Origin of the sequence: Antribacter gilvus, assembly GCF_003946865.1 — a bacterium.
In the GTDB taxonomy this organism is placed as follows: domain Bacteria; phylum Actinomycetota; class Actinomycetes; order Actinomycetales; family Cellulomonadaceae; genus Antribacter; species Antribacter gilvus.
The window spans coordinates 119,600-145,525 of record NZ_QXTH01000012.1; the positions used below are offsets into that span (position 1 = coordinate 119,600).

Here is a 25,926-nt window from a genome sequence, read left to right on the forward strand (position 1 = left end):
CGTGGCGCCGTCCGGCCCCGGCGCCACCGCTCAGGCCCGCCGGCGGCGTAGCAGGAGGAGCGTCCCGCCGACCACGAGCGCCAGGACCGCGGCGCCGATCAGCAGACCGGTCCCCTGCGCCCCGGTCACCGGGAGGCCCGGCGGGCGGGCGTGGCTGGGCGTGGGGCTCGGCTCGGGCGTGAGCGACGGGCTCGGCGTCGGCTCGGGCGTGGGCGTCGGGCTCGGCTCCGGCGTGGGCGTCGGCTCGGGCCCCGGGCCGTAGACGTTCGTGACGGTGCAGGTGAGCACCTCCGCGAGACCCACCACGACGGTCCCGTCCTCGACCGGCACGGTCTCGCCCCCGGCGTCCGTGCAGCCCCACACACCCGGGAGGTAGCTGTCCGCGTACTCGGCGACGTCCGTGACCTCCGAGAGCGCGTAGGTCCCCACCGCGACCGGCACGCCGGTCACCTCCAGGGACCCGGAGACACCGGACACCGCCACCGGTCCGTCGGCGGCCAGCGTCCAGTCGGCGGGTTCGGCCGGGCCGCCGTCGACCACCTTGACGAGCGTCAGCCGCGGTGCCACCGCCGCGTTCACGATCGTGCAGGTGACGTCCGCGCCCGAGGCGAGCGCGACGACGTCGTCGGTCACGTCCAGCGGCGTGCCTTGCGCGTCCGCGCAGGCCCACCCACCCGCGGTGAAGCCGGACGGCCCGGCCTCGGCCAGGGCGTAGGAGCCTGGGCGCACGGGGAGGCCGTCCACCCCGCCCTCCGCGGCCGGGTCACCCGGGCCGGACACCGCGTCCTGGCCCTCGACGTCCTGCGGCGTCGCGGAGAGCGTCCAGTCGGCCGGCCCCTCCGTGGCGCCGGAGTCGCCCGCCTCGACCTGCTTGACCAGCGTGAGCAGCGCCGGAGGGATCCACCTGTTGACCAGGGTGCAGGTGGCCGAGACGCCCTCGGTCAGCGTGACGGTGGCGCCGTCGACGGCGACAGGCTCGCCCGTGGCGTCGTCGGAGCACACCACGCCCGCGAAGGTGTAGTCGGTGCGGCTGCCGGTCTCGGTGATCTCGTACGACCCGACGGGCACGTCGGCGCCCACTCCCGACGTGCCGCTCACGGTCGCCGGGCCGGTCGCGGACAGGCTCCACTCCGCGGGGTCGGCGGGCCCGCCGTCCACCTCCTTGAGGAGGGTCAGGTGCGGCATCCCCGCGGTGTTCACGATCGTGCAGGTGACGTCCGCGCTCGGGGCGACCGTGACGACACCGTCGGTCACGGGCAGAGCACCTGAGGCGTCGGCGCACGCCCAGGCCGCCGCCGCGAAGCCCGCCGGGCCCGTCTCGGCGAGAAGGTAACCACCCGGCCGGACCGGCAGGGCCAGCACGCCGCCCGGGGCGGCCGGGTCACCCGGACCGCTGACGTCCCCCTGGTCGACGACGTCCTGCGGCGTCGCGGACAGCGTCCAGTCCACGGGCACGGCCTGAGAACCGGTGCCGGCGGGGTCCACCTGCTTGACCAGCGTCAGCGTCCCGGACGGGATCCAGGTGTTCACGACCGTGCAGACCAGGTCGTCCCCCAGCCCGACGGCCACCACGCCGTCCGTCACCGGCACGGAAGCGCCCTCGCCGTCGACGCAGGTCCACGCAGCCGCGGTGTACTGCGGCTGGTCGCCCGCCTCGGACAGGGTGTACGAGCCCACCGGGACGGGGACGTCGGTCACCTCCGTGCCGCCCGTGGTCCCCGTGAGCGTCACCGGGCCGTCCGCGGTCAGGGTCCAGGCGGACGCGTCCGCCGGTCCGCCGCCCGAGACGACCTTCACGAGCGACAGCTCGGGCTGGACCGCCGTGTTCACGATGGTGCAGGTCACGTCGGCGGCGGGCCACAGCGTCACGGCGCCGCCGCTCGCGTCGACCGGGCCGTCGACGGCGTCCTCGCACGCCCAGCCGCCCGCGACGAACCCCTCCGGTCCTGCCTCCGCCAGCGCATACGTGCCCGGGACCACCTCGACCCCGTTGACGCCCGCGCCCGACGCCGGGTCGCCGTTCCCCGTGACGGTCTCCTGGCCCTCGACCCCCTGCGGCGTCGCCGTGAGGGTCCAGTCGGCCGCCACCTGCGTGGCGCCCGTGCTGCCGGGGTCCACCTGCTTGACCAGCGTGAGGACCGCGGGCGGCGCCCACGTGTTGACGATGGTGCACGTGACGTCCTGCGTCAGGGCCAGGCTCACCACACCGTCGGTCACCGGGACGTCCACGCCCTGGGCGTCCGCACAGCTCCAGGTCCCCGCCACGTAGTCCTCGACCCCTGTGGTCTCGGCCAGGAGGTATTCGCCCACGGCCACCTCGACGCCGGTCACCTCGGGCGCCTCCGAGACGCCGGTCACCGTGACCGGGCCGGACGCCGTGAGCGTCCAGTCCTGCGCCACCGCAGGCCCGCCGTCGACCACCTTGACCAGCGTGAGACTCGGCGCAATGGCGGTGTTGACCACCTGGCACCGGACCGCGGCGCCGGGCGTGACGGTGACGACCGAACCGGTCACCGTGCCGCCCTCGCAGGCCCACTCCCCGGCCGTGAACCCGTCCGGGCCGGTCTCGGACAGCGTGTAGTCGCCCGGCAGGACCGGGACGGCGCTCACGCCGCCGTCCGCCGTGGGGTCGCCCGAGCCGCTCACCACCGGCTGGGCAGGGAGGCCCTGCGGCGTCGCCGTGAGCGTCCAGTCCGCGGGGCCTTCGGGCGTGCCGGACACCCCCGGGTCCACGACCTTGACCATCGTCAGCGTGCCCGGCGGGATCCAGGTGTTGACCATGGCGCAGGTCACGTCGTCGCCCTCCGCGAGGGTGACCGACGGCGTCCCACCCGGGTCGGTCACGTCGACGGGCCTGCCGTCCGCCTGCTCGCAGTGCACACCCGACCGCACGTACGACGGCGTCCCGCCGCTCTCGCTCAGGACGTACGTGCCGACCGGGACCGCCACGCCGCTCACGGCGGTCGACCCGGACGCACCCGAGATCGTGACCGGGCCCGTCGCGTTCAGCGTCCAGTCCTGCGGCGTCGCGGGACCGCCCGCGACCTCCTTCACCAGGGTCAGGCGCGGCGCGACCGCCGTGTTGACGATCGTGCAGGTGACGTCCGCCCCCGAGGCGACCTCGACGACGCCGTCGACCACCGCGAGCGCCCCGTCCGCGTCGGCGCACGCCCACGCGCCGGGGGTGAAGCCCGGGGGGCCCGTCTCGCTCAGCGCGTACGCGCCCGGCTCGACCTCCACCGCGGCCACGCCGCCCTCGGCGGCGGGGTCGCCCGGGCCGAACACCGTGTCCTGGCCCTCGATGCCCTGCGGCGTGGCCGTCAGCGTCCAGTCGGCGGGGCCGGCGGTGGAGCCCGACGTGCCGGGGTCCACCTCCTTGACGAGCGTCAGCGTGCCCGGTGGCGTCCAGGTGTTGACCACGGTGCAGGTGACGTCCTGGCCCTCCGCCAGCGTGATCACGGGGTTCGTCGCCGGGTCCGTCACGGGGACGTCGGCACCCTCTGCGTCCAGGCAGGCCCACCCCCCGGGGACGTAGTCCTCCACGTCGCCGGACTCGCCGAGGAAATAGGTGCCCACGGGCACCTCGACCCCCGACACTGCCGGACTCCCGCTCGCACCCGAGAGGTCCGCCGGGCCGTCCGCGGTGAGCGTCCAGTCCCCGGCCGACGCCGGGCCGCCGGCCACCTGCTTGACGAGCGTGAGGCTCGGCGTGACCGCCGTGTTGACGATCGTGCAGGTGACGTCCGAGGCCGGGGCGACCGTGACGACGTCGGCCACCACCGGGACCCCGCCCGAGGCGTCCGAGCACGACCACGCCCCCGCGGTGAAGCCCGCCGGACCCGTCTCACCCAGCGCGTAGGCGCCCGGCTCCACCTCGACGGCGTTGACGCCGCCCTCCGCCGCCGGGTCGCCGGGCCCCGACACGGGGTCCTGCCCGGCGATGCCCTGCGGCGTCGCGGTGAGCGTCCAGGCCGCGGGCCCGGCCGTGGAGCCGGAGTCGCCCGGGTCCACCTCCTTGACCAGGGTGAGCGTGGCCGGGTCGTCGTCGTTCGTGATGCGGCACTCCACGCCCGCGCCCGCCGACTGCTCGGGGGCGAGCGTCACGGTGGTGCCGTCCGGGCCCACCACGCCCTCGGTGTTGCAGGTGAAGGAGGCCTGGTGGTAACCGTCCGGTCCCGTCTCGCTGACCCGGTACACGGTGCCGGGCCGCAGGTTCACCGGCACACCCGTGGCGGAGCCCGTCACCGTCACCGGCTCGAGGCCGGCGGGCACGTCGTCGCCCTCCGGCGTGAGCGTCAGCTCCCAGGCTCCCGGGCCCTGCGTGCCGCCGTCGTCGTTCGTCACGTCCTTGCCCAGCACGAGGGTGGCGGTGCGGTTCGTCGCCGTGCACTCCACGTGCCGGCCCACCGGGACCTGCACCACCCCGTCGCCTCCCGAGACGTCGGCCGTCCCGGCCGACCCGCCCGGCTCGTCCGCGTAACCGCACACCCACGACCCCGACGCCTCCGGGTTGACGGGCTGTCCGTCGGGGCCGACGGCCCGGTGGTCGTCCTGGACGTACAGCGGGTCGCCGCCCGACTCGCTCAGCACGTACACCGCCTCGCCGGTGACGGGCTGCTCCGTCACCGCGGCGCCGCCCGCCGTGCCCGAGAACCCGGGCAGCGCCCCGGCCGTGCTCGCGGTCGCGGACAGGGTCCAGTCCTCGGGAGCGGCGTCGCCGCCCACGACCTCCTTGTGCAGGCTGAGGCGGGACTCGCAGGTCACGTAGTTGGTGACGACGTACTCGTTGAACTCCGGCTGCAGGCGCAGGCTCACCGTGTGGTCGGGCTGGAGCGGCACGGGGGTGGTCGGTTCCAGGTCCTCGTCGAGGCCGTGGATGGTCGCGGCGTCCTCGTCGACGGTGCAGTACGGCCGGCCGTTGACGCCGGTGGTCTCGTTGATGACCACCTCGTCCGTTGGCACCAGCGCCTCGCCCTCGGTGCCGTACTGCGTGTACCGGTCGCCCCAGGTCACGGCCCCCATCGAGACCTCCTGCCCGGTGGCGCCGGGCCTGGCGTCCAGAGTCAGGTCCGCGTGGACGCCGGAGGGCTGGGAGCCGTCCGGTACGGGGTCTCCCCCGTTGACGACCCACTGCTTGTCCACCTGGACGGACGTGGTTCCCTCGGGCGCCTGGTTGTAGATGGTGCACGTGGTCGCGCCGAAGGGCTCCACGTCCTGGACCGTGAACCCGTCCGGGTCGTCCGGGTCGTTGACCACCGTGTACGCGGCCCCGGTACCGATGTTGCGACAGTCCGCCCGTGGGCCGGTCGCCGTCCCGTCCACAGCCAGGAGCTGGTATCCCGGGAACTGCCGTTCGTGCACGCCGAGGTCGAGGGCCTCCGCCGTCGAGGAGCTCAGGTCGAACTGGACCGCACCGGTCTGGTCGGTGGTGGTGGTCTGCGTGCCGCCCACCCCCTCGCCCGTGACGGTGATCTCCCAGCCGGGCCCTGCGACCACGGTGTCGGCGTGGCTGATCGACCCGCCCGGCCGCACCACCTGCTTGACGATGGTCAGCTGCCCCTCGCAGGAGGCCGCCGCGAGCTGGCGGAACGCCGTCGCCGCGGCCGTGTACGACGTCTCCTGGTAGTAGTCGGCGACGAGCGGGTTGGTGCCGTCGTACCTGGTCGTGCCGGTGACCGCCGCCAGGTTGAGGTCGGCGTGCGAGGCGGGGGCCACGCCGTCGCCGACGCCGAGCGCCACCACGCGCGTGCCCTCCGCCTTGAGCCCGTTCGCGCTGAAGATCGCCGCCTCGACGTCGGCGAGCTGGTTGGTCAACGCGTAGCCCTCGTACGACGTCCCGCCGTGCACGGTCGGGTTGCCGTCAGTGATGACGATCGCGAGGTCGTAGTCCGTCGGCGCGGCCATCGCGGCGTAGAGGCCGGCGTCCCAGTTGGTGGCCTGGGTACCCACCGAGACCCCGCCGGGCGACGCCCACGGGGCCCAGTGCGCCTTGAGCGTGGCGGCGCTCTGTGCCGTGGACACGCCCACGGGCGTGGGGAGGTTGGACAGGCGCGGGTTCGTGCTGCTCAGCGGCGAGGAGTAGCCGAAGGCGAAGTACGACATGCGCGAGGGCGTGCCCGTCAGCGCGTCGACCACGGAGTCCAGCGCACCCTTGAGCCGGCTGTAGGTGGGGTCCCCGACGGCGACCGACGACGACCAGTCGGCGATGAGCGCCACGTCGAGCCCGCACTGCGGGGCCAGGGCCGGGTTGTTGCGCGACTTCTGCCACGTGCCCGTCGAGGCCAGGCGCTCGTTGCGGTTCACGCCGCTCGAGTCCATGAACTGCGCGCTGCCGCTGCGGTACAGCGTGTTCGCCACCAGCGCGGGGGTCCGGAACGCGTAGGGCGTGACGTAGGCCGGCGTCGCGCTGTTCCCGCCCGTGCGCAACGTGTAGTTGGGGTGCCAGCCCTCCACGGAGTGGATCTGCTTGACCCAGAGGCGCTTGTTGAAGTTGGCGCCGTCCGGGCCGCGCGTGTCGGGGATCACGATGTCGCAGGTCCCCGTGGCGTCCGCCACGCAGCGGGCCACCTCGACAGTGGCCTGCGCCGGGTCGGACGGCGAGGAGTTGGCCGCGTCCCGGTAGGCCACCAGGGTCACCCCCGCCAGGGGCGCCACCGTGCCGTTCGCCAGCCGGTCGCCTCCCGTGGTGATCCGGATGACCGACGTGGTCGGGGTCGGCTCGGCGGCCGACGCGGGCGGGACGACCCAGGGCAAGGCCCCCACCCCTGAGACGATGACGAGGGTGAGGGCCGCGGTCGCCGCGACACGTCGGCGGAGCGAGACTCCGGGGCGGGGACCGTGCATGAGGCCGACTCCAGCGGGGGTACGGGGTGCGTCGTCTGCCCCATCTGACCACGACACGCCTGGTCCGGCGCGCCGAACGGGTGAAGTTCGGCGCGGCCCGGCGGGCGCCGTCCTACCGCAGCAGGCCCGCCACGTGCTCCGCGATCGCGAGGCTCGACGTCGCCGCGGGTGAAGGTGCGTTACGCACGCAGGTGACGTCGTCCGAGGTCGTGATGCGGAAGTCGTCCACGAGAGACCCGTCCCGGTCGACGGCCTGTGCGCGCACGCCCGACCCGGCCCGCACCACGTCGTCGGCCCCGATCGCCGGGACGTACCGGCTCGCGGCGCGCATGTATGCGCGGACGGACAGGGAGCCCGCCAGCTCCCGCACCCCGGTGCGCCAGTGCGCCGCGGCGACGCGCCAGAACCCGGGCCAGCGCACGACGTCGGCCACGTCGCCCAGGTCGAGACCCCACCTGCCGTAGCCCTCGCGGGCCAGGGCGAGGACGGCGTTGGGCCCCACCTCGAGCGTGCCGTCGACCCGCCGCGTGAAGTGGACGCCGAGGAACGGGTACCGCGGGTCCGGCACGGGATAGACCATCCCGCGCACCAGGTCCTGCTTGCCCGCGGCGACGCGCATGTACTCGCCGCGGAACGGGACGACGACCGGTCCGCGCTCCGACACGCCCACCCGGTCGGACTGGAGGCCCGCGCAGACCACGACGCGGTCGAAGACCCGCTCGGCCGGGTCCGGGCCACCGGCCCAGCGCACGACGACGCCGCTCACCCCCTGCCGGATGCCCGTCACCTCCCGGCCGAGCAGCACCTCCCCGCCGGCCGCCTCGATCTGCGCGCCGAGCGCCCGCGCCACCGCCGGGTAGTCGGTGATCGCCGTTCGCGGCGAGTGCAGCGCGGCGCGCCCGGTCGCGTAGGGCTCGACGTCGGCGATCTCCGCGCCGTCGAGCCGGCGCAGCCCGGGGACGCCGTTCTCGTGCGCGGTCTTCTCGAGGGCGTCGAACCGGCCGGTCTCGGACGGGTCGAGCGCGACGACGAGCTTGCCGCACTCGTCGTACGCGATGCCGTGCTCGGCGCAGAAGTCGCGCAGCAGGTGCCGGCCCCGCGCGCACAGGGTCGCCTTGAGCGATCCCGGCCGGTAGTAGATCCCCGCGTGCACGACGCCGGAGTTGTGCCCGGTCTGGTGCATGGCGAGAGCCTGCTCCTTCTCGAGCACCGTGACGTGCACGCCGTGCCGGCGGGCGAGCTCCCGGCCCACCGCGAGCCCGACGATCCCGCCGCCCACGACCCCGACCCGCTGGGGCGTCACGGTGCGGCCGTCCTCGGGACGGTCCTGATGCCGGTCATCCAGCCTCCTTCGGCGATGCTCGGGCCAACGGTAGGGCCGCGGGCGTCGCGCTGAACAGGGTGTCCACCCCGCTACCGATCCTGAGCGACGGAGTTTCAGCCGGTCGCAGAACTCGCCCCCGGCGCGCCACGCGCCCAGCCCACCACGCCCTAGGCTGGGCAGATGACCGACGCGCAACAGGAGCCGAACCTGCGTCCCGGGCCCGAGGCGGGCGACCCCGTGCCGCGGCCCTCGGTGCGCCAGACCGTCATGATCGCCGCGTTCGAGGGCTGGAACGACGCGGGCAGCGCCGCCACCTCGGCGCTGACCCACCTCGGCGAGGTGTGGGGCTCGGAGAAGCTGCGCGAGCTGGATCCCGAGGAGTACCACGACTTCCAGGTGAACCGCCCCTACGTCAGCGTCGGCGACGACGGGCAGCGCGTCATCACGTGGCCCACCACGTCCGTGTCGGTCTGCCGCCTCGCGGAGCGCACCGTGGTGCTGGTGCACGGCATCGAGCCGTCGATGCGCTGGCGCCACTACTGCGAGGAGCTGCTGGGCATCGCCGACGAGCTGGGCGTCCGCACGGTCGTCACCCTGGGCGCCCTGCTGGCCGACGTGCCGCACACCCGCCCCATCCCGATGACCGCCACGTCGGAGAGCGTGGGCCTGCAGTCGGTCCTGGACGTGGAGCCCAACACGTACCAGGGACCCACCGGGATCGTGGGCGTGCTGCAGCACGAGGCGTCCCAGCGCGGCCTGCAGTCCGTGTCCCTCTGGGCCGCGGTGCCGCACTACGTCGCGAACCCGCCGTCGCCCAAGGCCACCCTCGCGATCCTCACCCGGATCGAGGAGCTGCTCGGCGAGCCGGTGCCGATGGGCGCCCTGCCCGACGACGCGGTCGCCTGGCAGCACGGCGTGGACGAGCTCGCCGCCGAGGACACCGAGATCTCCGAGTACGTGCAGCAGCTCGAGGAGGCCAAGGACACCGCCGAGCTGCCCGAGGCGTCCGGCGACGCGATCGCGCGCGAGTTCGAGCGCTACCTGCGCCGCCGCGACATCAACGGCGGCGGGCGGGACTCCGGCGGGCCGGGCGGGTCCGGTGGTCCGGGCGGACCCGGCGGACCCGGGCGCGAGCCAGGACCCGACAAGTCCTGAGCCCGCGCCTCCTGAGCCCGCGCCGAGGGAGCGTTACAGGCGCACGCCCAGCAGCGCGTTGACCGTTCGGGACATCACGCCCGGCGCGCCCTCCTGGTCTGCGGACGTGTCGCGCCCGGGTGCCAGCGCCGTGTCGGCCCAGGTGTCCACGGCCGCGAGCGCCCGCGGCGCGTCCAGGTCGTGGGCCAGGGCCGCACGCACCTCCGCCAGGGTCTGCGTCGCGTCCGGTCCGCCGTTGCCGGACACGGCAGACCGCCACCGTTCCAGCCGTGCCACGCCGCCCGGCAGGTCGCCGGCCGTCCACTCCCACGTGTCGCGGTAGTGGTGGGCGAGGAGGGACAGGCGGATCGCCATGGGGTCGGCCTCGGTGCGCAGCGCCGACACGAACACCAGGTTGCCGCGCGACTTGCTCATCTTCTCGCCCTGGTAGGCGACCAGCCCGGCGTGCAGGTGCACGCGTGCCCCGGTGCGCGACGCCGGGCGCGCGGCCCCGGCGGAAGGCAGCCGGACACCGCCCGGCACCAGCGCCCCGATGGCTGACAGGACGCGGAGGTGCGACGTGGACATCTCGTGGTGCGGGAAGAGGAGGTCCGCGCCGCCGCCCTGGACGTCGAACCGCTCGCCGACCTGGCCGCCGTCGGTACAGAGCCCGAGGCCGTCGGCCGCGATGACCGCGCACTCGACGTGCCAGCCGGGCCGCCCGGTGCCGAGCTCGCCGCCGTCCCAGGAGGGCTCGCCCGGGCGCTCGCGGCGCCACAGGAGCGGGTCGAGGGGGTCCTTCTTGCCCTCGCGGGCGGGGTCGCCGCCCCGCTCGGCGAAGAGCGCCAGCATCTCGTCGCGGGCCAGGCCGGAGACCGAGCCGAAGTCGGGGTCCGCGGAGAGGTCCGCGTAGACGTCGCCGAGGTGGGCGGTGTCGCCGCCGGCGCCGGCCTCGACCGGCACGCGGTAGGCCGCGCCGGCCTCCACCATCGCCTCGACGGCGCGCACCACGGCGGGCACGGACTCCACCGCGCCGGTGTAGGTGGCGGGCGGGACGAGACCGAGCGCCGTCATGTCCTCGGCGAACAGGGCCTCCTGCTCGAGCGCGAGGTCGCGCCAGTCCACGCCGGTGGCGGCTGCGCGCTCCAGCAGCGGGTCGTCGACGTCGGTCACGTTGGAGGCGTGGACCACCGCCTTGCCGGCGTCGCGCCAAGCGCGCACCAGCAGGTCGAACGCGACGTACGTGGCTGCGTGGCCGATGTGCGTCGCGTCGTACGGGGTGATGCCGCAGACGTAGAGACGAGCCGTCTTCCCGGGAGCGGCCTCGGCGAGCGCACCGGTGGTGCTGTCGTGCACCAGGATCGGCGGGCGGCCGTCCGGTCCGGGGAGCTCGGGGATCTGGGGGGCAGGCCAGCTGTGCACGCCCCCACCCTAGCTGCCGGGGACGACGAGCCCACCCTCCGCCGGGATCGTGTTCGTGAGCAGCAGCACGACCACCACGGCGGCGAGCGCGAACCGGTAGTAGACGAACGGCCGGAACGAGTACTTGTGCACGATCTTGAGGAAGGCGACGATCACCACGTAGCCCACGGCGAACGCCACGATCGTCGCGAGGATCGTGGCGCCCCATCCGGGGGCTCCCTCCGGGATCGGCTCGCCGACGGTCTTGAGGAGCTGGTACATGCCCGAGCCGAAGACCGCCGGGATGGCGAGCAGGAACGAGTAGTCGGCGGCCGCGCCGCGGGTGAACCCCATGAACAGGCCCGCCGTGATGGTGCCGCCCGACCGGGACACGCCAGGGATCAGGGCGAGCGCCTGAGCGAAGCCGAAGGTGATCGCGGAGCGGGGCGCCAGGTCGGAGAGCACGCGCTGCTGGCGGGCGGTGCGGTCGGCCCACAGGAGGATGGCGCCGAACACGGTGAGCATCGTCACCGTGATCCAGAGGTTCCGCAGCGACGTCTCGATGGCGTCCTCGAACAGCAGCCCGAGCACGACGATCGGGATCGAGCCGAGGATGATGTACCAGCCCATCGCGGCGTCGGGGTCGGCGATCCCCATCGTGGCCCTGCGGTGCCGCACGTCCGTGGACCCGCCTGCGGGGTCGAGGCCCGCCCGCGCCCGCCACCCGGTCCCGTTGGCGCCGCGCAGCGCGCGCCACCAGGCGACCAGGACCTGGCCGATCTTCGTGCGGTAGTAGATGATCACGGCGGTCTCGGTCCCGAGCTGCGTGATCGCCGTGAAGGCGGCACCCGCGTCCCCGGCCCCGATGAGCTCGCTCACGATGCGCAGGTGCGCGCTGGAAGAGATCGGGAGGAACTCGGTCAGGCCCTGGACCAGGCCCAGGAGGATGGCTTCCCACGCAGTCACGGGCCGTCACGTTACAGCACGGCCGACACGCCCGGGTGCAGAACGTCACACGGCGCGTACCGCCACGCCCGGGAGCGCTTCCGCGCCGAGCGGGGGCCCCGCCGGTACTCTGCGGGACATGGAGCGTCGTCGGGTGGGCAGGTCAGGCCTGCGGGTCTCCGAGCTCGGCCTCGGGACCATGACGTGGGGCCGGGACACCGACGAGATCGACGCGGCGGAACAGGTCCGCGACTTCCTCGACGCCGGCGGCACCCTCGTGGACACCGCGGCGTCGTACGCGGAGGGTGACGCCGAGCGGATCATCGGGTCCCTGCTGCAGGGCAAGGTGGACCGCTCGGACATCGTGCTGGCCACCAAGGCGGGCATCCGTCACGACAGCCGGCCGGGGGCGTCGCCACGCCCGGGCAACGGCCACGTCGTCGACGCCTCGCGGGCCGGGCTCCTGGACTCTCTCGACGCGTCCCTGGCTCGCCTGGGTACCGACCACGTGGACCTGTTCCTCGTGGCGTGCCCGGACCCGAACACCACGCTCGAGGAGACCTGCTCCGCGCTGCGGCTGGCCGTCACGTCGGGTCGCGCCCGTTACGTCGGCCTGTGCAACCAGCCGGGCTGGGCAGCGGCCCGTGCCGCCTCGCTGCTGGAGGGCGACGTGGGCCTGGCGGCCCTGGAGCTCGAGTACTCGCTGCTCCAGCGCGGCGTGGAGCGGGACGTGCTGCCCGCGGCGGACGCCCTGGGCATGGGCCTTCTCGCCTGGTCGCCGCTGGGGCGCGGCGTGCTCACCGGCAAGTACCGGCGCGGCCTGCCCGCCGACTCGCGGGGCGCGTCGCCACACCTCGCCGCCTTCGTGCAGCCGTACCTCGACGGCCTCTCCTCCGCGGTGGTGGAGGCCGTGGCGACGGCGGCGGACGGGCTGGGGCGCGCACCGCTGGAGGTGGCCCTCGCTTGGCTGCTCGCGCGCGAGACGGTGGCGTCAGCGATCGTGGGCGCGCGGACGCCCGCGCAGCTCCGCACGTCGATCGCTGCCCTCGACCTGGATCTCCCGTACGAGGTGCACGCGGCGCTCGACGACGTCTCCGCCCCCGAGATCGGCTATCCCGAGCGCTGGTGAGCAGCGCCCGGCGGTGTCACCTGTCGGCCGTCTCCGCCTGCGCCAGGTCGTCGTCGAAGTCGACCTCTTCCAGGTCGGACTCCTCCTCGTCGTCGTCCTCGTCCTCGTCGTCCTCGTCGTCAAGGTCCTCGGCCAGGTAGAACGGCGTCACCTCGCCGAACACCTGCGCCAGCGAGTCCTCGTACACCTCGTAGGCGTCTGCGAGCACGTCGTAGGCGTCGTCGACAGCGGGGTCGTCGTCACTCCTTCGAGTGGCGACCGCGTGGTAGTGAGCCTCGAGGGCAGCGACGAGGCGGTCGAGCGCGGCACGCGGATCAACGGTCATGCCTTGAACTGTACCGCCGGGCCCTGGCCCGCGGTGTGGGTAATTCACACTTGATCCCGGACGATATGTCGGCTGTGATCTGTTGGAGACCGGTGACGCGGGCTTTGCTCGCGGGACGTACGGATGCGACGAAGGACGGTGTGCACCATGGCGAACAGCGGATCCTCCTGGCGCAAGCACGGCCACTACGAGTACCGGGTGATGACCATCGACCGGACCACGAGCGTCCCGGACGCCCGGAAGATGCTGACCGACGAGGCCGAGTACGGCCGCTGGGAGCTCGCCCGCACCCGGCTCTACGTGGGCGGCGAGCGCAAGGTGTGGCTGCGCCGCAAGGTGATCCGCGTCGCGTCGACCCTGGACAGCGACTGAGGACCGCGGCCCGCCCAGGGCGTCAGCAGGTACGCAGCAGGCGGTCCAGCACGCGCGTGCCGAACTTCAGGGAGTCGACCGGCACCCGCTCGTCCACGCCGTGGAACATGCCCGCGAAGTCGAGGTGCCCGGGGAGGCGCAGCGGCGCGAACCCGTAGCCCGTGATCCCGAGCCGTGACAGCGACTTGTTGTCCGTGCCGCCCGACAGCGTGTACGGCAGCACCGTGGCCTCGGGGTCCTCGGCCAGCACCGAGTCGACCATCGAGTCCACCAGCGTCCCCGTGTACGGCACCTCGAGCGCCACGTCCTGGTGGACCGGCTCGATCCGTACGCGGGGGCCGGCGAGCTCGCGCAGCGTCGCCAGCCCGGACTCCTCGTGGCCGGGCAGGAGCCGCACGTCGATGACGGCCGACGCCGACCCCGGGATCACGTTGGCCTTGTAGCCGGCGTCGAGCTGCGTCGGGTTGGACGTGTGCCGCACGGTGGCGCCCACGAACTTGCCCACGGGGCCGAGGGCGGCGACGAGGGCGTCCACCGTCGACGGGTCCTCCGGGTCGAACCGGAGTCCCGTGAGGTCGGCGACGCCCCGCAGCAGCGCGTCGACCGTGGGCGTGAGCGTCATCGGCCAGGAGTAGGCCCCGATCCGCGCCACCGCGGCAGCGAGCTCGGTGACCGCGTTCTCCGTGTTGACCTGGGAACCGTGCCCGGCGCGGCCGTCGGCCACGAGGCGCAGCCACGCGATGCCCTTCTCGGCGGTCTGGAGCAGGTAGGCGCGGCGCCCGCCGAGCTCCACGGAGAAGCCGCCCACCTCGCTGATCGCCTCGGTGGCGCCCTCGAACAGGTCGGGGCGGTTGTCCACCGCCCAGGACGCCCCGTACCTGCCGCCGGCCTCCTCGTCGGCAAAGAAGGCGACGACGACGTCCCGGGCGGGCTTGCGTCCCTCGCGGGCCATCTGCCGCACGACCGCCAGGATCATGGCGTCCATGTCCTTCATGTCGACCGCGCCGCGCCCCCACAGCAGCCCGTCGATCTCCTCGCCCGCGAACGGGTCCACCGACCAGTCCGCCGCCTGGGCCGGCACCACGTCGAGGTGGCCGTGCAGCACGAGCGCCGGCCGCGACCGGTCCTCGCCCGCGAGGCGGACCACCACCGACGCCCGCCCCGGGGACGACTCGAACAGCTCCGGGTCCAGGCCCATCTCCTGCAGGAGGCCCATGACGTGCTCGGCGGCGGCCCGCTCCCCCGGCCCTTCGTCGGTGCCGAAGTTGGACGTGTCGTAGCGGATCAGGTCCTGGCAGATGCGAGCGACCTCGTCCTCGGCCGACGACGGTACGGGGGCGGCCGAGGAGGGCACGGTGGGGGCATGCATGTCGGTCATGCCCCCACCGTAATGGTCGCTCAGACGAGCAGTCCCCGGCGGGTCAGCAGCGGCGTGATGTCCGCGGCACGGCCGCGCAGCTCCCGGAACGACGTCAAGGGGTCCTGCGACCCTCCCCGGGCGAGCAGGCGACGCCGGAACGCCTCGCCGTTCTCCCGCGTGAGGCCGCCGTTCTCGCGGTACCACTCGACGGTGTCGGCGTCGAGCACCTCCGACCAGATGTACGAGTAGTACCCGGCCGAGTACCCGCCACCGAAGATGTGGTTGAAGTACGTGGTGCGGTACCGGGGCGGCACGGGCGCGAAGTCCACGCCCGCGGCCGCGAGCGCCGCCGCCTCGAACGGCAGCACGTCGTCCACGGAGGTGGGCACCTGCTCGGGCGTGAGCTGGTGCCAGGCCTGGTCGAGGAGGGCCGCGGCCAGGTACTCCGTGGTGGAGAAGCCCTCGTTGAACTGGCGGGAGGCGAGCATGGTCCCGACCCACTCGGCGGGCATGGGCTCGCCGGTCTCGTGGTGGGCGGCGAAGCTGCGGAGGATCACCGGCTCCCACGCCCACATCTCGTTGACCTGCGACGGGTACTCGACGAAGTCGCGGGGCACGTCCGTGCCCGACTGCGACGGGTAGCGCACGTCGGACAGCAAACCGTGCAGCGCGTGCCCGAACTCGTGGAAGAGCGTGATGACCTCGTCCCACACGAGCAGCGTGGGCTCGCCCGCCGGCGGCTTGACGATGTTGAGGTTGTTCACCACGACGGGCTTCTGGCCCAGCAGGGTGTTCTGGTCCACGAGGTTGTTCATCCAGGCGCCGCCGCGCTTCGACTCGCGGGTGTACCAGTCGGCCAGGAAGAGGCCGAGCCCTTCGCCGGGCTCGCCGGGCTCCGGCGCGTCGAACACCTCGAAGACGCGCACGTCGGGGTGGTAGCCGGCGAGGTCCGCACGCTCGACGAACGACAGGCCGAACAGCAGGTTCGCGGCCTTGAACACACCCTCGTGCACCACGCGCTCGAGCTCGAGGTAGGGGCGCAGCAGGGCGTCGTCCAGGTTGTAGCGCTCCTTGCGGACCGCCTCGGACAGGTACGACCAGTCGGAGGCGCGCAGGCCCTCGCCGGCCGACGACGAGTCCGCGGTCAGCGCACCCTCGAGGTCCACCGCCTCCTTGCGGGCGTTCGCGACGGCGGCGGGGGCGAGCCGGCCCAGCATCTCGTTGACCGCCGCGGTGGTACCGGCGGTCGCGTCGGCAGCGATGTAGGCGGCGTGGTGCTCGTAGCCGAGCAGGGTCGCGTGCTCGGCGCGCAGGCGGGCGAGGTCGAGGACGATCTGCCGGGTGTCGTGCTCGCCGCCGTCGGCCCCGCGCGACTCCGACGCCTGCTGGACGCGCTCGCGCACGTCGCGCCGGGCGAGCGACGACAGCACCGTCTGCTGGCTGAACAGCTGCATCTCGAGCAGCCAGCCCTCCTGGCCGCGCGCCTCGGCGGCGGCCTTGGCGCCCGCCTTCGCGTCCGCGGCGAGGCCCTCGAGCTCGGCCTCGTCGGTGACCAGCACGCTCGCGGCGTTGGCCCCGGCCAGCAGCTTGCGGCCGAACGCAGCCTGCAGCGAGGTGATCTCGGCGTTCAGCTCCCGCAGCCGGTCCTGCGCGGCGGCGTCCAGCTCGATGCCCGACCGGCGGAACTTCTTGAGCAGGTTCTCCAGCAGGAACGCGGTGTCGGGCTCGAGCGTCACCTCGCCCGCCCGGGCGGCCTCGTCGATCGCGACGGCGCGGGCGTACAGGCGTGCGTCCATGTAGATCGCGTCCTCGTGCGCGGCGAACTGCGGCGCGAGGCGTTCCTCGACCCCCTCCAGTCCCGGGGTGGCGTCGGCCGAGAGCTGGTTGTAGAAGGCCCGGGCTGCGCGGCCGAGCAGGGAACCGGAGCGCTCCAGCGCCTCGAGGGTGTTCTCGACGGTCGGGGCGTCCGGGTGGGTGGCGATCGCCTCCACCTCCGCCCGGTGCTCCGCCATCCCGGCGAGGATCGCGGGCTCGAAGTGCTCCTCGCGGATGGCGGTGTAGTCGGGGAGCTCGTACGGGAGCGTGCTGGGCAAGGTCATGGGGTTGTCCATCCCCCTATCTTCACCTGCTCACGGGCACCAACCTGCCCTCCTTTTCGAGCCGCAGCTCCGTGGTGAGGCCGATCCGGTCGAGGAACACCCGGTCGTGGCTCACCACGACGAGCGCCCCGCGGTACGCCGTGAGCGCGTCGACGAGCTGCTCGGTGCTCGCCACGTCGAGGTTGTTCGTGGGCTCGTCCAGCACCAGCACCTGGGCCGGCGGGGAGGCGAGGAGGAGCCGCGCGAGCGCCACCCGGAACCGCTCGCCGCCGGACAGGGTCCCCACGGGACGGTCCGCCGCCGCGCCACGCACGAGGAACCGTGCCAGGCGGTTGCGCAGCTCGCCCGGCGGCACGTCCGGTGCGCCCTCGCGGACGGCGTCGAGCACCGTGGCGTCGTCGTCCAGGACGTCGATCCGCTGCGGCAGGTACGCCACACGGTCGGTGAGGAGCTGCGCCTGGGGCGCGCCGTCCGGCGTCGGGCCGCCCGGACCTCCTTCGCCGCCCGGGGTGGCCGACCCGACCAGGCGCTCCAGGAGCGTCGTCTTGCCCACGCCGTTCGGGCCCGTCAGGGCCACCCGCTCCGGACCCTGGACCACGTGCTCGCGCCCGTCCGACCCGGTCAGCACGGCGAGCCGGCGGCCCGCGGGGACGCCGGGGTCGGGCAGGTCCACGACGATGCGGTCGTCGTCGCGGACCGCCCGCTCCGCCACGTCGACCGCCGAGCGGGCCGCGGCCACCTTGTCGTCGAGCTGGTTGCGGCGCGCGCCCTGCGACTTCTCCGCCGAGTTACGGCGGTCGTTGATCACCGCCGCCACGTACCGGCTGTTCGCCTTGTCCTTGCGGCCCTGGCGCTCGCTGTGCGCGATGCGCTCCTCCGCCTCGATCCGCTGCCGCTTCTCCCGCTTCAGCACCTGTTCGGCGGTGCGCAGCGCCTGCGCGGCAGCCTCCTGCTGCACGCCCAGCCACTCGCGGTACGCGCTGTACGGGCCGCCGAACGTCGTCAGCGTCCCGCCGCGCAGCTCGGCCGTGTCGTCCACGAGCTCCAGCAGGGCCAGGTCGTGGCTCACCACGACGAGCGCGCCCCGCCAGCCGCGGACGAGGTCGTGGAGGCGCTCGCGGGCGTCGCCGTCGAGGTTGTTGGTGGGCTCGTCGAGCAGGGCGACGGCGGCGCCGCGCAGCCGGATCCCGGTGAGCGCGGTGAGCACGGCCTCACCACCCGACAGCGTGCCGACCGGGCGGTCGAGGCCCTCGGGCAGGCCCGTCGCGCCGAGCGCGGCGACCGCGCGCTCCTCGATGTCCCAGTCGTCGCCGACCGTGTCGAAGTGCTCGGGCCGCACGTCGCCCGACTCGATGGCGCGGACCGCGTCGACCACCGCGCGCAGGCCGAGCAGGTCGGCGACCGTCGCGGCGGTGTCGAGCGTGAGGCGCTGCGGCAGGTAGTCCACGATCCCCGAGGTGGTGACCGTGCCGCTCGTGGGGCGCAGCGCCCCCGCCACGAGGCGCAGCAGGGTGGACTTGCCCGCGCCGTTCAGGCCGACCAGGCCGGTGCGCCCGCGGCCGAAGGCGCCGCTGAGGTGGTCGAGCGCGACGGTGCCGTCGGGCCAGGCGAAGGTGACGTCGTGCAGCACGACGGAGGGGTTCTGCATGTGGAAGGACTCCCGGGGTGGCGACGGAGCGCCGGCGCCCAGGCAGGCGTCAGCGCGTGAGGGTCTCGAGACCGCCGGCGACGTCTGTCATCACAGTCCTTCTGGTCATCCCTGACACGCGCGGAACACCCGCGGGGACGTCCCCACGGTGCCACGGGCCCCGGACCTGGCGCAACATGATTTGCGCCGGGCCGCGCACCCCTCGGCGGTCAGGCGGCCCAGGCCACGTAGGCGTCCGGCCGCACCAGCAGGGCGGTGCCCTCGCCGTCCGCACGGCGCACGACGACGGCGCCGTCGGCCCACCTCGCGTACTGCGATCCGGGCGTCGGGCGGGCAGGCGACCCCGGACCGTCGTCGGGCGGCAGGACGTCGGGCGGCAGGACCAGGACGAACCGGCCCGACCGCAACGCCTCGTAGAGGCGCTCGCCCGCGGGCCCCGCGACCAGGGGGACGTCGGCCGCACGGCGCCCGACCAGCGGGTGCGCACCCCGGGGGCGCCCGTACGCGAGGCCGATGCCCGACACCAGGCCCATCGCCCGGCGTCGTGCCGGGGCGACGTGGCCCGCCACGCCCGAGATCCCGAGCTCCAGCAGGCGGGAGACCAGCCCGCGCGACCGGGCGGCCCGCACCAGGCCGCCGCTCATCCGGAGCACCAGGCGGCCGACCGGGTGCCGCTCGGACTGGTAGGAGTCGAGCAACGCCTCGGCATCGGCCACGTCGCCGCGCACCGCCGCGGCCAGCTTCCACGACAGGTTCGCCGCGTCCTGGAGGCCCGTGTTCATGCCCTGCCCGCCCGCGGGCGAGTGCACGTGGGCGGCGTCCCCGGCGACGAAGACCCGGCCCACCCGGTACGACGGCGCCTGCCGTTCGTCCGAGTGGAAGCGCGAGGTCCAGCGCGCATCGATCAGGCCGAGATCGGTACCGAGCGCCTGGCGCATCGTGTCGCGCACCTCGTCGAGCCCCAGCGGGGTGTCCTCGGCCACGTCGTGGCCCCAGCGCCAGCCGATCACGCGGTGGTAGCCGTCGCCGAAGGGGGCCACGAAGCAGAACGCGTCGTCCTCGACGGCGACGGTGATCACGTCCGTGGGCGGCTCGGCGAGCCGCACGTCGGCCAGGATCATGGACCGGATCACCGCGCGTCCGGGGAACGGCAGCCCCACCAGCCGGCGCACCGCGGACCGGTGCCCGTCGCAGCCCACCACGTAGGCGGCGCGCAGGGAGACCGGGCCGTCCGGCGTCGTCCCGTGCACGACGACGCCCCCGGCGTCCTGTTCGAGGCCCGTCACCTCGGTCTCGTGGCGGAACGCGACGCCGGCCGCGACCGCACGCGCCTCCAGGGCGCGCTCCACCTCGTACTGCGGGACCACCAGCACGTGGGCGAACCGCGACGGGAGGGTGGCGAGGTCGAGGGACAGGGAACCGAAGAGGCGGAGGGTGCTGAGCGCCCTCCCCCGGGCCTCCAGGTCGTCGGCGAGGCCGCGCGCGTCGAGCTGCTCCAGGCTGCGGGCGTGCACGGCGAACGCCCGCGACAGGTTGCTGATGCCCGGCGGTCGGCGGTCGACGAGAGTGACGCGGACGCCCGCCGTCGCGAGATCGCCGGCGAGGAGCAGGCCCGTGGGGCCTGCTCCCACCACGACGACGTCCGCCTCGGGCTGCTGTGCGTGCTCGCTCATCCGGGCCTCCTCCTCGCCCCGCTCCGGGGCATGTCAACAACTGTTGGCCAACACTTGTTGACAGCGTAGGCGCGGGCGTGCAGGCATGTCAACGCTTGTTGGCCTACAGTTGTTGACATGGATGCCACCGCACCTCCGCCGTCGGCCGCCCCGGCCGCCCCGGCCCGCCGCTCCGACGCCACCCGGGCCGCGATCCTCGCGGCCGCCCGCGAACGCTTCGCCGCCGACGGCTACGACCGTGCCACCGTGCGTGCCATCGCGCAGGACGCGCGCATCGACCCGGCCATGGTGATGCGGTACTTCGGCTCCAAGGAGGGCCTGTTCGCGGCGGCGGTCGACGTCGACCTCCGGCTCGCGGACCTCTCGGACGTCCCGACCGATGCGCTCGGGAGGACCGTCGTGGTCCACTTCCTCGGCCTGTGGGAGGACGACCACCTGCGGGGCGTGCTCACGGCGCTGCTGCGGGTGGGTGTCACCCACCCCGCCGGGGCCGTGCGGATGCAGGAGATCTTCGCCGCCCAGGTGCTGCCCGCGGTGCTGCAGGCGGTGCCGGACCCGGCGCAGGCCCCGGCGCGGGCAGCGCTGATCGCGTCGCAGCTGCTCGGCCTGGCACTCACCCGGCTGGTGCTGCGGTTCGAGCCGGCGGTACGGCTCGAGCGCGAGGAGATCGTGGACTGGCTCGCGCCCACCGTGCAGAGGTACCTCACGGCGGAGGCGCCGTAGCGCCCCCGCCGTGATGGCCCCGGCTCAGAAGCCCGCCGTGATCCGCGTGAACTCGAACGATGGCTGCGAGATGCCGCTGCACGAGTCCGTGAGCCCGCCGGCGCACTGCCGGTCGCGGTTCACCGACCAGAAGGCCAGCCGCGTCAGACCGTTGGCACGGGCGTAGTCGCGGATCTGGGTCCAGGCCGCGGTCGTGGTGACCTCCCCCGAGTCCGACAGGCCGTTCATGCCGGAGATGCCCATCCGTGCGTAGGCCTGGGCGTCGGTCCAGCCGTTGGCGGCCTTGAGCTGCGCCTTGAGTCCTTCGGCCGCGCTGATCGTGGACTGCGCCACGTTCGACGAGCCGAAGTTGAACGGCATGATCGTGTAGTTGTCGATCGGCACGCGCAGCTCGGCCGCGCGGTTGATGAGCCGCGTCCCCGCGCCCGTGGGCCCGCTCTGCCCGGTGCCGATCGTGACGGCGATCCTCACGTTCGGGTTGTTCTGCTTGACGATGACGAGCGCCTGCAGGATGCGGTCCTGGACGGTGTAGTTCTCGAACTCGTCGGTGTTCTCGATGTCGAAGTCCACCACGTTCGGCTGGTGCGCGTTGATGACCTGCTGCACGGCACCGGCGTAGGCGGCCGGGGTGGAGCACGCCGGCCCGAGCTTGTTGCCGGACCAGCCGCCGAACGAGATCTGCACCTGGCCGCCCGCCGCCTTGATCGCGTTGATCGTTTGCTGGTCGGCGCCTCCGGTGAGCGGCCGGTTGCCGTCCCACGCGGGGTTGCAGCCGCCGGACGACAAGATGAACGCCATGGTGAACGATCGGACGCCGGTCTGGCTCATGACCGACGTCGCGCTCGGCGGGTTGCCCCAGCCCAGGTAGAGGTACGGCGAGCCCGGCATCTTCGCCGGGTTGGTGGTGCCACCGCCGGACGGGAGCCTCCAGCGCTGGTTCTCGCCGGCGAAGCAGTCCCAGATCTGCAGGGGCGTGCCATCGGCGGAGCTGGGCCCGGTCGCATCGAGGCACTTGCCGAGGGCACGCAGCGTGCCGTCCGAGCCCGCCGTCCAGGCCTGCGCCGGGGTGCCGTTGCAGTCCCAGAGCTGGACGCGGGTGCCGTTGGCGCTGTTGGCCGACGCCACGTCCAGGCACTTGCCGAGCGCGCGGATCGTGCCGTCGCCGCGGACGTCCCAGGACTGCGCGCTGGTCCCGTTGCAGGTGTAGAGCTGTACCTGCGTGCCGTTCGCGCTGTTGGCCGCCGCGACGTCGACGCACTTGCCGCCGTAGCCGGTGATGGCGCCTGTGGCCGCCTGGGCGGGCAGGCTCCCGCCCAGGAGCGCGACGGTGGTCAGGAGTGCCGTGAGCAGTGCGGTGAGGGCGCCGAGGGTGCGGCGCCGCGGGTGTGAGTGCATGATCGTCCCCCCGTACTTTCAGGCCGGTAAGTAAGGAGAACGTACGGCTGGAGCGACGTCCGGCACATCAGGGTTATCCCGTAACGGCCCCGGCTTCGGCCGTGCGGAGCGGCATCACGTCGAGGCGTTCGAGGATCATGCCCTCGCGCAGCGCCCACGGGCAGATCTCCAGGTCCGCGAGCTCGAAGATGTCGAAGCAGGCCTCGGCCACGAGCGCGCCGGGCACCACCTGGTGCGCGCGGCTCGGCGAGACGCCCGGCAGGTGGGCGAGCTCCGCGGGGGCCATCGCGACGAGCCGCGGTATCGACTCCCGCAAGGCGTCGCGCGTCAGGACGCGCCGCACCAGCACCCCGTCCGACGACGGCGCCGCACCGCAGATCCGCGCGAGCGACCGGAACGTCTTCGACGTGGCCGTGGCACGGTCCGGCGGGCCGCCGCGGAGGAGGTTGCCGGCGTCGTGCGCGATCTCGATGCGGATCCGGCGCCGCACGGCTGCCAGGTCGGCGCCGGCGATGGGCTGCTGGAGCTCACGTGCCAGCCGGGCGGCACCCAGAGGGAGGGACCACGCGACGTCGGGCGCCTCGTCCGCGCCCGCGGCGATCTCGAGCGAGCCGCCGCCGATGTCGAACACGGCGAGGCGGCCCGCCGACCACCCGAACCAGCGGCGGACCGCCAGGAACGTCAGCCGTGCCTCGTCCTCGCCGCTCAGCACCGACAGGCGCACCCCAGTGCGCTCCTGCACCGTCGCGAGCACCTCGTCCGAGTTCACGGCGTCCCGGATCGCCGACGTCGCGAAGGCGAGCAGGTCGGCGCAGCCGCGGGCGTCGGCGAGGCGGACGGCCTCGGCGGTGAACGCGGAGAGGGCGTCGACGCCCGACGCCGACACCGCGCCGCTCTCGTCCAGGTGCTCCGCGAGCCGCAGCGGCTCCTTGTACGAGTGGGCGGGCAGAGGAGCCGCGCCGCCGTGGGCGTCCACCACGAGCAGGTGCCCGGTGTTGGAGCCGATATCGAGCACCGCCAGTCGCATGGAGGCAACCGTACAAGTCCCGGGGTGGGTGCGGCGGCGCGTCCGCGACCCGGCTAGGTACGCGGCAGCACAGCCTCAGCCGACGCCGGGGCCTCCGCCGGCCACGCCTCGTTCGGTTCCCGCGGGTCGCCCGGCAGGAGGGTGCCGAACCAGGCGTCGCGTCGTCGGCCCCGCTGCACCCCCTGGCCGCGGATGGTGCCCTCGACCCGGAACCCGAGCTTCCAGGCCACGCGCCGCGACGGCCAGTTGCCCACATAGGCGAGCCAGGTGGCCCGCGACAGCTCGAGACCCTCCGGGTCGAAGCCCCAGTCGAGAGCCAGGTGGCAGGCCGCGGTCACGAGGCCGTGGCCGCGCGCGGCGGGAGCCATCCAGAAGCCGAGCCCGGCGGACCGGACACCCGGAGTCGCGTCCTCGACGTCCAGCCCGACCATGCCGAGGACCGGGCCGTCGCACTCCCCCGGTGCGCGGACCGCCCAGGTGAACGACCGCTCTGCGGACCACCCGGGAGCCACCACGCCCTCGAGGAACGCCACGGCATCCTGGCGCGCGTACGGGGTCGGCACGGTGTTCCAGGCCTCGATCTGAGGGTCCTGACAGGCCTTCCAGACGTCGTCGACGTCGGCCAGCGTGGGCACGGACAGACGGACCGTCTCGTTCGCCAGGACGAAGGGCTCCATGGACCCACTCTGCCATACCGAAAGGGGCTGCGACCTGCAGATTTGCGCCAGCCGAACCCGGGCGACCCGGGGTCAGGGCGAGGTGGTGCCGGGAGGTGCGGGTCCGGCGTCGGCCGCCTGCTCCGTGTCGTCCTCCTCGGACTCGATGCGACGCAGCGTGCTGTACACCGCCCAGGCCACCGCGATGAGCGGCACAGCGATGACCGCGCCCAGCAGGCCGCTCACCACCGTGCCGGCGGTGACGCCGAGGGCCACCACGACCGGGTGCAGAGCCACCTGCTTGCCCATGATGAGCGGCGTCAGCACGTGCCCCTCGAGCTGGCCGATGCCCGCGATGCCGATGGTCACGATGATCGCGGTGAAGAAGCCGTTTGCCGCCAGCGCCACCACCGCGGCGATGATCATCGCCAGGGGTGCGCCGATGATCGGGATGAACGCACCGATGAACACCAGCACCGCCAGCGGCGCCGCGAGAGGCACCCCGAGAATCGCGAGGAAGATGCCGGCGAGGAGCCCGTCGGCGAGGGCGACGATCACGGTCCCACGCGCGTAGCCGGAGAACGTGTACCAGCCGGCGCCCGCGGAGGCCTGCCACCGCGGCCTCTGCCGCGCGGGCATCTGGCCGAGGAACCAGGCCCACATCGACTTGCCCGACGACACGAAGAACACCGTGCAGAAGATCGACAGCGCCAGGATCGCGAAGCCCTCCGCGAAGGACCCGGCGCTCTGCGCGGCCCGCGAGAGCAGCGAGTCGGAGTTCTGCTGGATCCAGGTGCGGGCGTCGCCGAGCCACTGCTCCCGCTGGTCCAGGTCGATGTTGAACGGGAGGCCCTCGACCAGCACCACCAGCTGGTCGATACCGGTGTTGAACTGCTCGGCGAGCCGTTCCCACTGCCCAGCCACCGACGCGACGACGTACGTGAGCAGACCTCCGATGACCACCACGCTCGACAGGAGCGCGAGGACCGTGGCGAGGGGCCTCGGCATGATGCGGGAGTAGAAGTCGGCCACGGGGTTGAGGACCGACGTGAACACCAGCGCGAGGAACACCGCCACGAAGACGAGCTGCACCTGGCTGACACCCCAGAACACGAGGGCGACGCCCGCGGTGACCGCGATCAGGCGCCACGAGTAGCCGGCCGACGTGCGCAGCCACGCCGGCACCCCGTCCGGCACGGGGGCCGGGAGCGCGAGGGTGGCGACGTGGAGGGGCTTGGTCAGGGTGGCCGGCGCCGCGGATGCGCGAGCACCGTCCTTGCCGGGCTTCCGTTCCCGGGCGGGCCGGTCAGGTTGCGTGGCTTGGTCGGGTGGGGGCGTGACATGACCGGGCGCGGGCCCGGGCCCGTGCCCGACGACGCCCTGCTCGCCTCTCGCCACCAGGCCACCTCCGCAGATCCCGGCCGGGCACCCCGTCCGTGCGCCCAGTCTGCCGCAGGGCCCTCGCGGAGGCAGGGCGGACGGGCCGCGCGTGCGTTTTCCGCAGACTGTCGCGGGTCCCGCGCCGGGACTCGGGCGGGCGCGGGGTGGGCGCGGGGTGGGCGCGGTCACAACCCGGCCGATTCACGTTCGACCCCTCCACCGTGCTATCTTTTTCCACGCACCGGAACGGCGGAAACGCCGCGAGGGTTCCACCTGTCCGGGTGGCGGAATGGCAGACGCGCTAGCTTGAGGTGCTAGTGCCCTTTATCGGGCGTGGGGGTTCAAGTCCCCCTCCGGACACTCGTTGAGACAGCGACACAGAAGGCCCCCGACCTCCGGGGCTATCTAGCGGTCCTCGCAACACCCAGAGTTTTTGGGGGTTGCGAGGACCGTGTCGTCTTCATCGGACGCAGATCAGCTGCGGGTGCGGTT

Annotated in this window: 17 protein-coding genes and 1 tRNA gene; 5 read left to right on the forward strand and 13 right to left on the reverse strand. The window is 73.7% G+C overall.

Translation table 11 applies throughout. From position 1 onward, the window contains the following. Nucleotides 1–30: 30 nt before the first annotated feature. Both D1350_RS19450 and lhgO read right to left on the reverse strand, forming a co-directional pair. Complete coding sequence (locus D1350_RS19450; RefSeq protein WP_125777696.1) at nucleotides 31–6,843, reverse strand: VWA domain-containing protein; 6,813 nt, start codon at nucleotides 6,841–6,843, stop codon at nucleotides 31–33. A gap of 112 nt (nucleotides 6,844–6,955) precedes the next feature. Continuing rightward, nucleotides 6,956–8,146 carry an L-2-hydroxyglutarate oxidase gene (gene lhgO, locus D1350_RS19455; protein WP_125777697.1) on the reverse strand — a complete coding sequence of 397 codons (1,191 nt, stop codon included), beginning with the start codon at nucleotides 8,144–8,146 and terminating at the stop codon, nucleotides 6,956–6,958. Nucleotides 8,147–8,347: 201 nt separating this feature from the next. On the opposite strand from lhgO, the gene D1350_RS19460 reads away from it, so the two are divergent. Next, a complete protein-coding gene (locus tag D1350_RS19460) occupies nucleotides 8,348–9,322 on the forward strand; it encodes a PAC2 family protein (RefSeq protein ID WP_125777698.1) in 975 nt (324 codons plus the stop codon). A gap of 33 nt (nucleotides 9,323–9,355) precedes the next feature. Here the strand turns inward: D1350_RS19460 and D1350_RS19465 are convergent, their stop codons facing one another. Both D1350_RS19465 and D1350_RS19470 read right to left on the reverse strand, forming a co-directional pair. Then, nucleotides 9,356–10,723: a cysteine--1-D-myo-inosityl 2-amino-2-deoxy-alpha-D-glucopyranoside ligase gene (locus D1350_RS19465; RefSeq protein ID WP_125777699.1), complete on the reverse strand. Its 1,368-nt coding sequence runs from the start codon at nucleotides 10,721–10,723 to the stop codon at nucleotides 9,356–9,358. A gap of 9 nt (nucleotides 10,724–10,732) precedes the next feature. Next, the gene (locus D1350_RS19470) at nucleotides 10,733–11,668 is read right to left on the reverse strand and encodes an undecaprenyl-diphosphate phosphatase (RefSeq protein ID WP_125777700.1); all 936 of its coding nucleotides are present in this window, start codon (nucleotides 11,666–11,668) and stop codon (nucleotides 10,733–10,735) included. A 118-nt stretch (nucleotides 11,669–11,786) separates the two neighbouring features. Here D1350_RS19470 and D1350_RS19475 point away from each other — a divergent pair, with 118 nt between their 5' ends. Next, nucleotides 11,787–12,776 (forward strand): aldo/keto reductase, encoded by a 990-nt coding sequence (locus D1350_RS19475; RefSeq protein WP_125777701.1) that lies wholly within the window; start codon nucleotides 11,787–11,789, stop codon nucleotides 12,774–12,776. Between the two features lie 16 nt (nucleotides 12,777–12,792). Here D1350_RS19475 and D1350_RS19480 read toward each other — a convergent pair whose 3' ends face one another. Continuing rightward, nucleotides 12,793–13,101, reverse strand: a complete 309-nt coding sequence (locus D1350_RS19480; RefSeq protein WP_125777702.1) for a primosomal protein — start codon at nucleotides 13,099–13,101, stop codon at nucleotides 12,793–12,795. Between the two features lie 147 nt (nucleotides 13,102–13,248). Here D1350_RS19480 and D1350_RS19485 point away from each other — a divergent pair, with 147 nt between their 5' ends. Beyond that, nucleotides 13,249–13,473, forward strand: a complete 225-nt coding sequence (locus D1350_RS19485; protein ID WP_125777703.1) for a DUF5703 family protein — start codon at nucleotides 13,249–13,251, stop codon at nucleotides 13,471–13,473. A gap of 22 nt (nucleotides 13,474–13,495) precedes the next feature. Here the strand turns inward: D1350_RS19485 and D1350_RS19490 are convergent, their stop codons facing one another. The 4 genes from D1350_RS19490 to D1350_RS19505 all read right to left on the reverse strand — a co-directional run bounded on the left by D1350_RS19490 (nucleotide 13,496) and on the right by D1350_RS19505 (nucleotide 20,253). Then, entirely contained in the window at nucleotides 13,496–14,851 is a 1,356-nt protein-coding gene (locus tag D1350_RS19490) for a M20/M25/M40 family metallo-hydrolase (RefSeq protein ID WP_125777704.1), read from the reverse strand. Nucleotides 14,852–14,871: 20 nt separating this feature from the next. Next, the gene (locus D1350_RS19495; protein WP_125777705.1) at nucleotides 14,872–16,932 is read right to left on the reverse strand and encodes a M3 family metallopeptidase; all 2,061 of its coding nucleotides are present in this window, start codon (nucleotides 16,930–16,932) and stop codon (nucleotides 14,872–14,874) included. 22 nt (nucleotides 16,933–16,954) lie between these two features. Further along, a complete protein-coding gene (locus D1350_RS19500; RefSeq protein ID WP_125777706.1) occupies nucleotides 16,955–18,580 on the reverse strand; it encodes an ABC-F family ATP-binding cassette domain-containing protein in 1,626 nt (541 codons plus the stop codon). A gap of 209 nt (nucleotides 18,581–18,789) precedes the next feature. Further along, on the reverse strand, nucleotides 18,790–20,253 hold the full coding sequence (locus D1350_RS19505) for an FAD-dependent oxidoreductase (protein WP_125777707.1): 1,464 nt from the start codon (nucleotides 20,251–20,253) through the stop codon (nucleotides 18,790–18,792). 117 nt (nucleotides 20,254–20,370) lie between these two features. On the opposite strand from D1350_RS19505, the gene D1350_RS19510 reads away from it, so the two are divergent. Further along, complete coding sequence (locus D1350_RS19510) at nucleotides 20,371–20,976, forward strand: TetR/AcrR family transcriptional regulator (RefSeq protein WP_125777708.1); 606 nt, start codon at nucleotides 20,371–20,373, stop codon at nucleotides 20,974–20,976. A 24-nt stretch (nucleotides 20,977–21,000) separates the two neighbouring features. Here the strand turns inward: D1350_RS19510 and D1350_RS19515 are convergent, their stop codons facing one another. The 4 genes from D1350_RS19515 to D1350_RS19530 form a co-directional block, all read right to left on the reverse strand. Continuing rightward, nucleotides 21,001–22,371 carry a chitinase gene (locus D1350_RS19515; RefSeq protein ID WP_125777709.1) on the reverse strand — a complete coding sequence of 457 codons (1,371 nt, stop codon included), beginning with the start codon at nucleotides 22,369–22,371 and terminating at the stop codon, nucleotides 21,001–21,003. 73 nt (nucleotides 22,372–22,444) lie between these two features. After that, nucleotides 22,445–23,398: a Ppx/GppA family phosphatase gene (locus tag D1350_RS19520; protein ID WP_125777710.1), complete on the reverse strand. Its 954-nt coding sequence runs from the start codon at nucleotides 23,396–23,398 to the stop codon at nucleotides 22,445–22,447. Nucleotides 23,399–23,451: 53 nt separating this feature from the next. Then, nucleotides 23,452–24,075, reverse strand: a complete 624-nt coding sequence (locus D1350_RS19525) for a GNAT family N-acetyltransferase (protein WP_125777711.1) — start codon at nucleotides 24,073–24,075, stop codon at nucleotides 23,452–23,454. Nucleotides 24,076–24,147: 72 nt separating this feature from the next. Then, nucleotides 24,148–25,452 carry an AI-2E family transporter gene (locus D1350_RS19530; protein ID WP_338068188.1) on the reverse strand — a complete coding sequence of 435 codons (1,305 nt, stop codon included), beginning with the start codon at nucleotides 25,450–25,452 and terminating at the stop codon, nucleotides 24,148–24,150. 257 nt (nucleotides 25,453–25,709) lie between these two features. On the opposite strand from D1350_RS19530, the gene D1350_RS19535 reads away from it, so the two are divergent. Then, a tRNA-Leu gene (locus tag D1350_RS19535) sits at nucleotides 25,710–25,794 on the forward strand. Nucleotides 25,795–25,926: the final 132 nt, after the last annotated feature.

Bases quoted from the DNA above. Each gene is read 5' to 3' on its own strand.
- D1350_RS19460 (WP_125777698.1), top strand. From the start codon at position 8,348: ATGACCGACGCGCAACAGGAGCCGAACCTGCGTCCCGGGCCCGAGGCG.
- D1350_RS19490 (WP_125777704.1), bottom strand. From the start codon at position 14,851: ATGACCGACATGCATGCCCCCACCGTGCCCTCCTCGGCCGCCCCCGTA.
- D1350_RS19500 (WP_125777706.1), bottom strand. From the start codon at position 18,580: ATGCAGAACCCCTCCGTCGTGCTGCACGACGTCACCTTCGCCTGGCCC.
- D1350_RS19510 (WP_125777708.1), top strand. From the start codon at position 20,371: ATGGATGCCACCGCACCTCCGCCGTCGGCCGCCCCGGCCGCCCCGGCC.
- D1350_RS19520 (WP_125777710.1), bottom strand. From the start codon at position 23,398: ATGCGACTGGCGGTGCTCGATATCGGCTCCAACACCGGGCACCTGCTC.
- D1350_RS19505 (WP_125777707.1), bottom strand. From the start codon at position 20,253: ATGAGCGAGCACGCACAGCAGCCCGAGGCGGACGTCGTCGTGGTGGGA.
- D1350_RS19515 (WP_125777709.1), bottom strand. From the start codon at position 22,371: ATGCACTCACACCCGCGGCGCCGCACCCTCGGCGCCCTCACCGCACTG.
- D1350_RS19525 (WP_125777711.1), bottom strand. From the start codon at position 24,075: ATGGAGCCCTTCGTCCTGGCGAACGAGACGGTCCGTCTGTCCGTGCCC.
- D1350_RS19495 (WP_125777705.1), bottom strand. From the start codon at position 16,932: ATGACCTTGCCCAGCACGCTCCCGTACGAGCTCCCCGACTACACCGCC.
- D1350_RS19480 (WP_125777702.1), bottom strand. From the start codon at position 13,101: ATGACCGTTGATCCGCGTGCCGCGCTCGACCGCCTCGTCGCTGCCCTC.
- D1350_RS19485 (WP_125777703.1), top strand. From the start codon at position 13,249: ATGGCGAACAGCGGATCCTCCTGGCGCAAGCACGGCCACTACGAGTAC.
- D1350_RS19450 (WP_125777696.1), bottom strand. From the start codon at position 6,843: ATGCACGGTCCCCGCCCCGGAGTCTCGCTCCGCCGACGTGTCGCGGCG.
- D1350_RS19475 (WP_125777701.1), top strand. From the start codon at position 11,787: ATGGAGCGTCGTCGGGTGGGCAGGTCAGGCCTGCGGGTCTCCGAGCTC.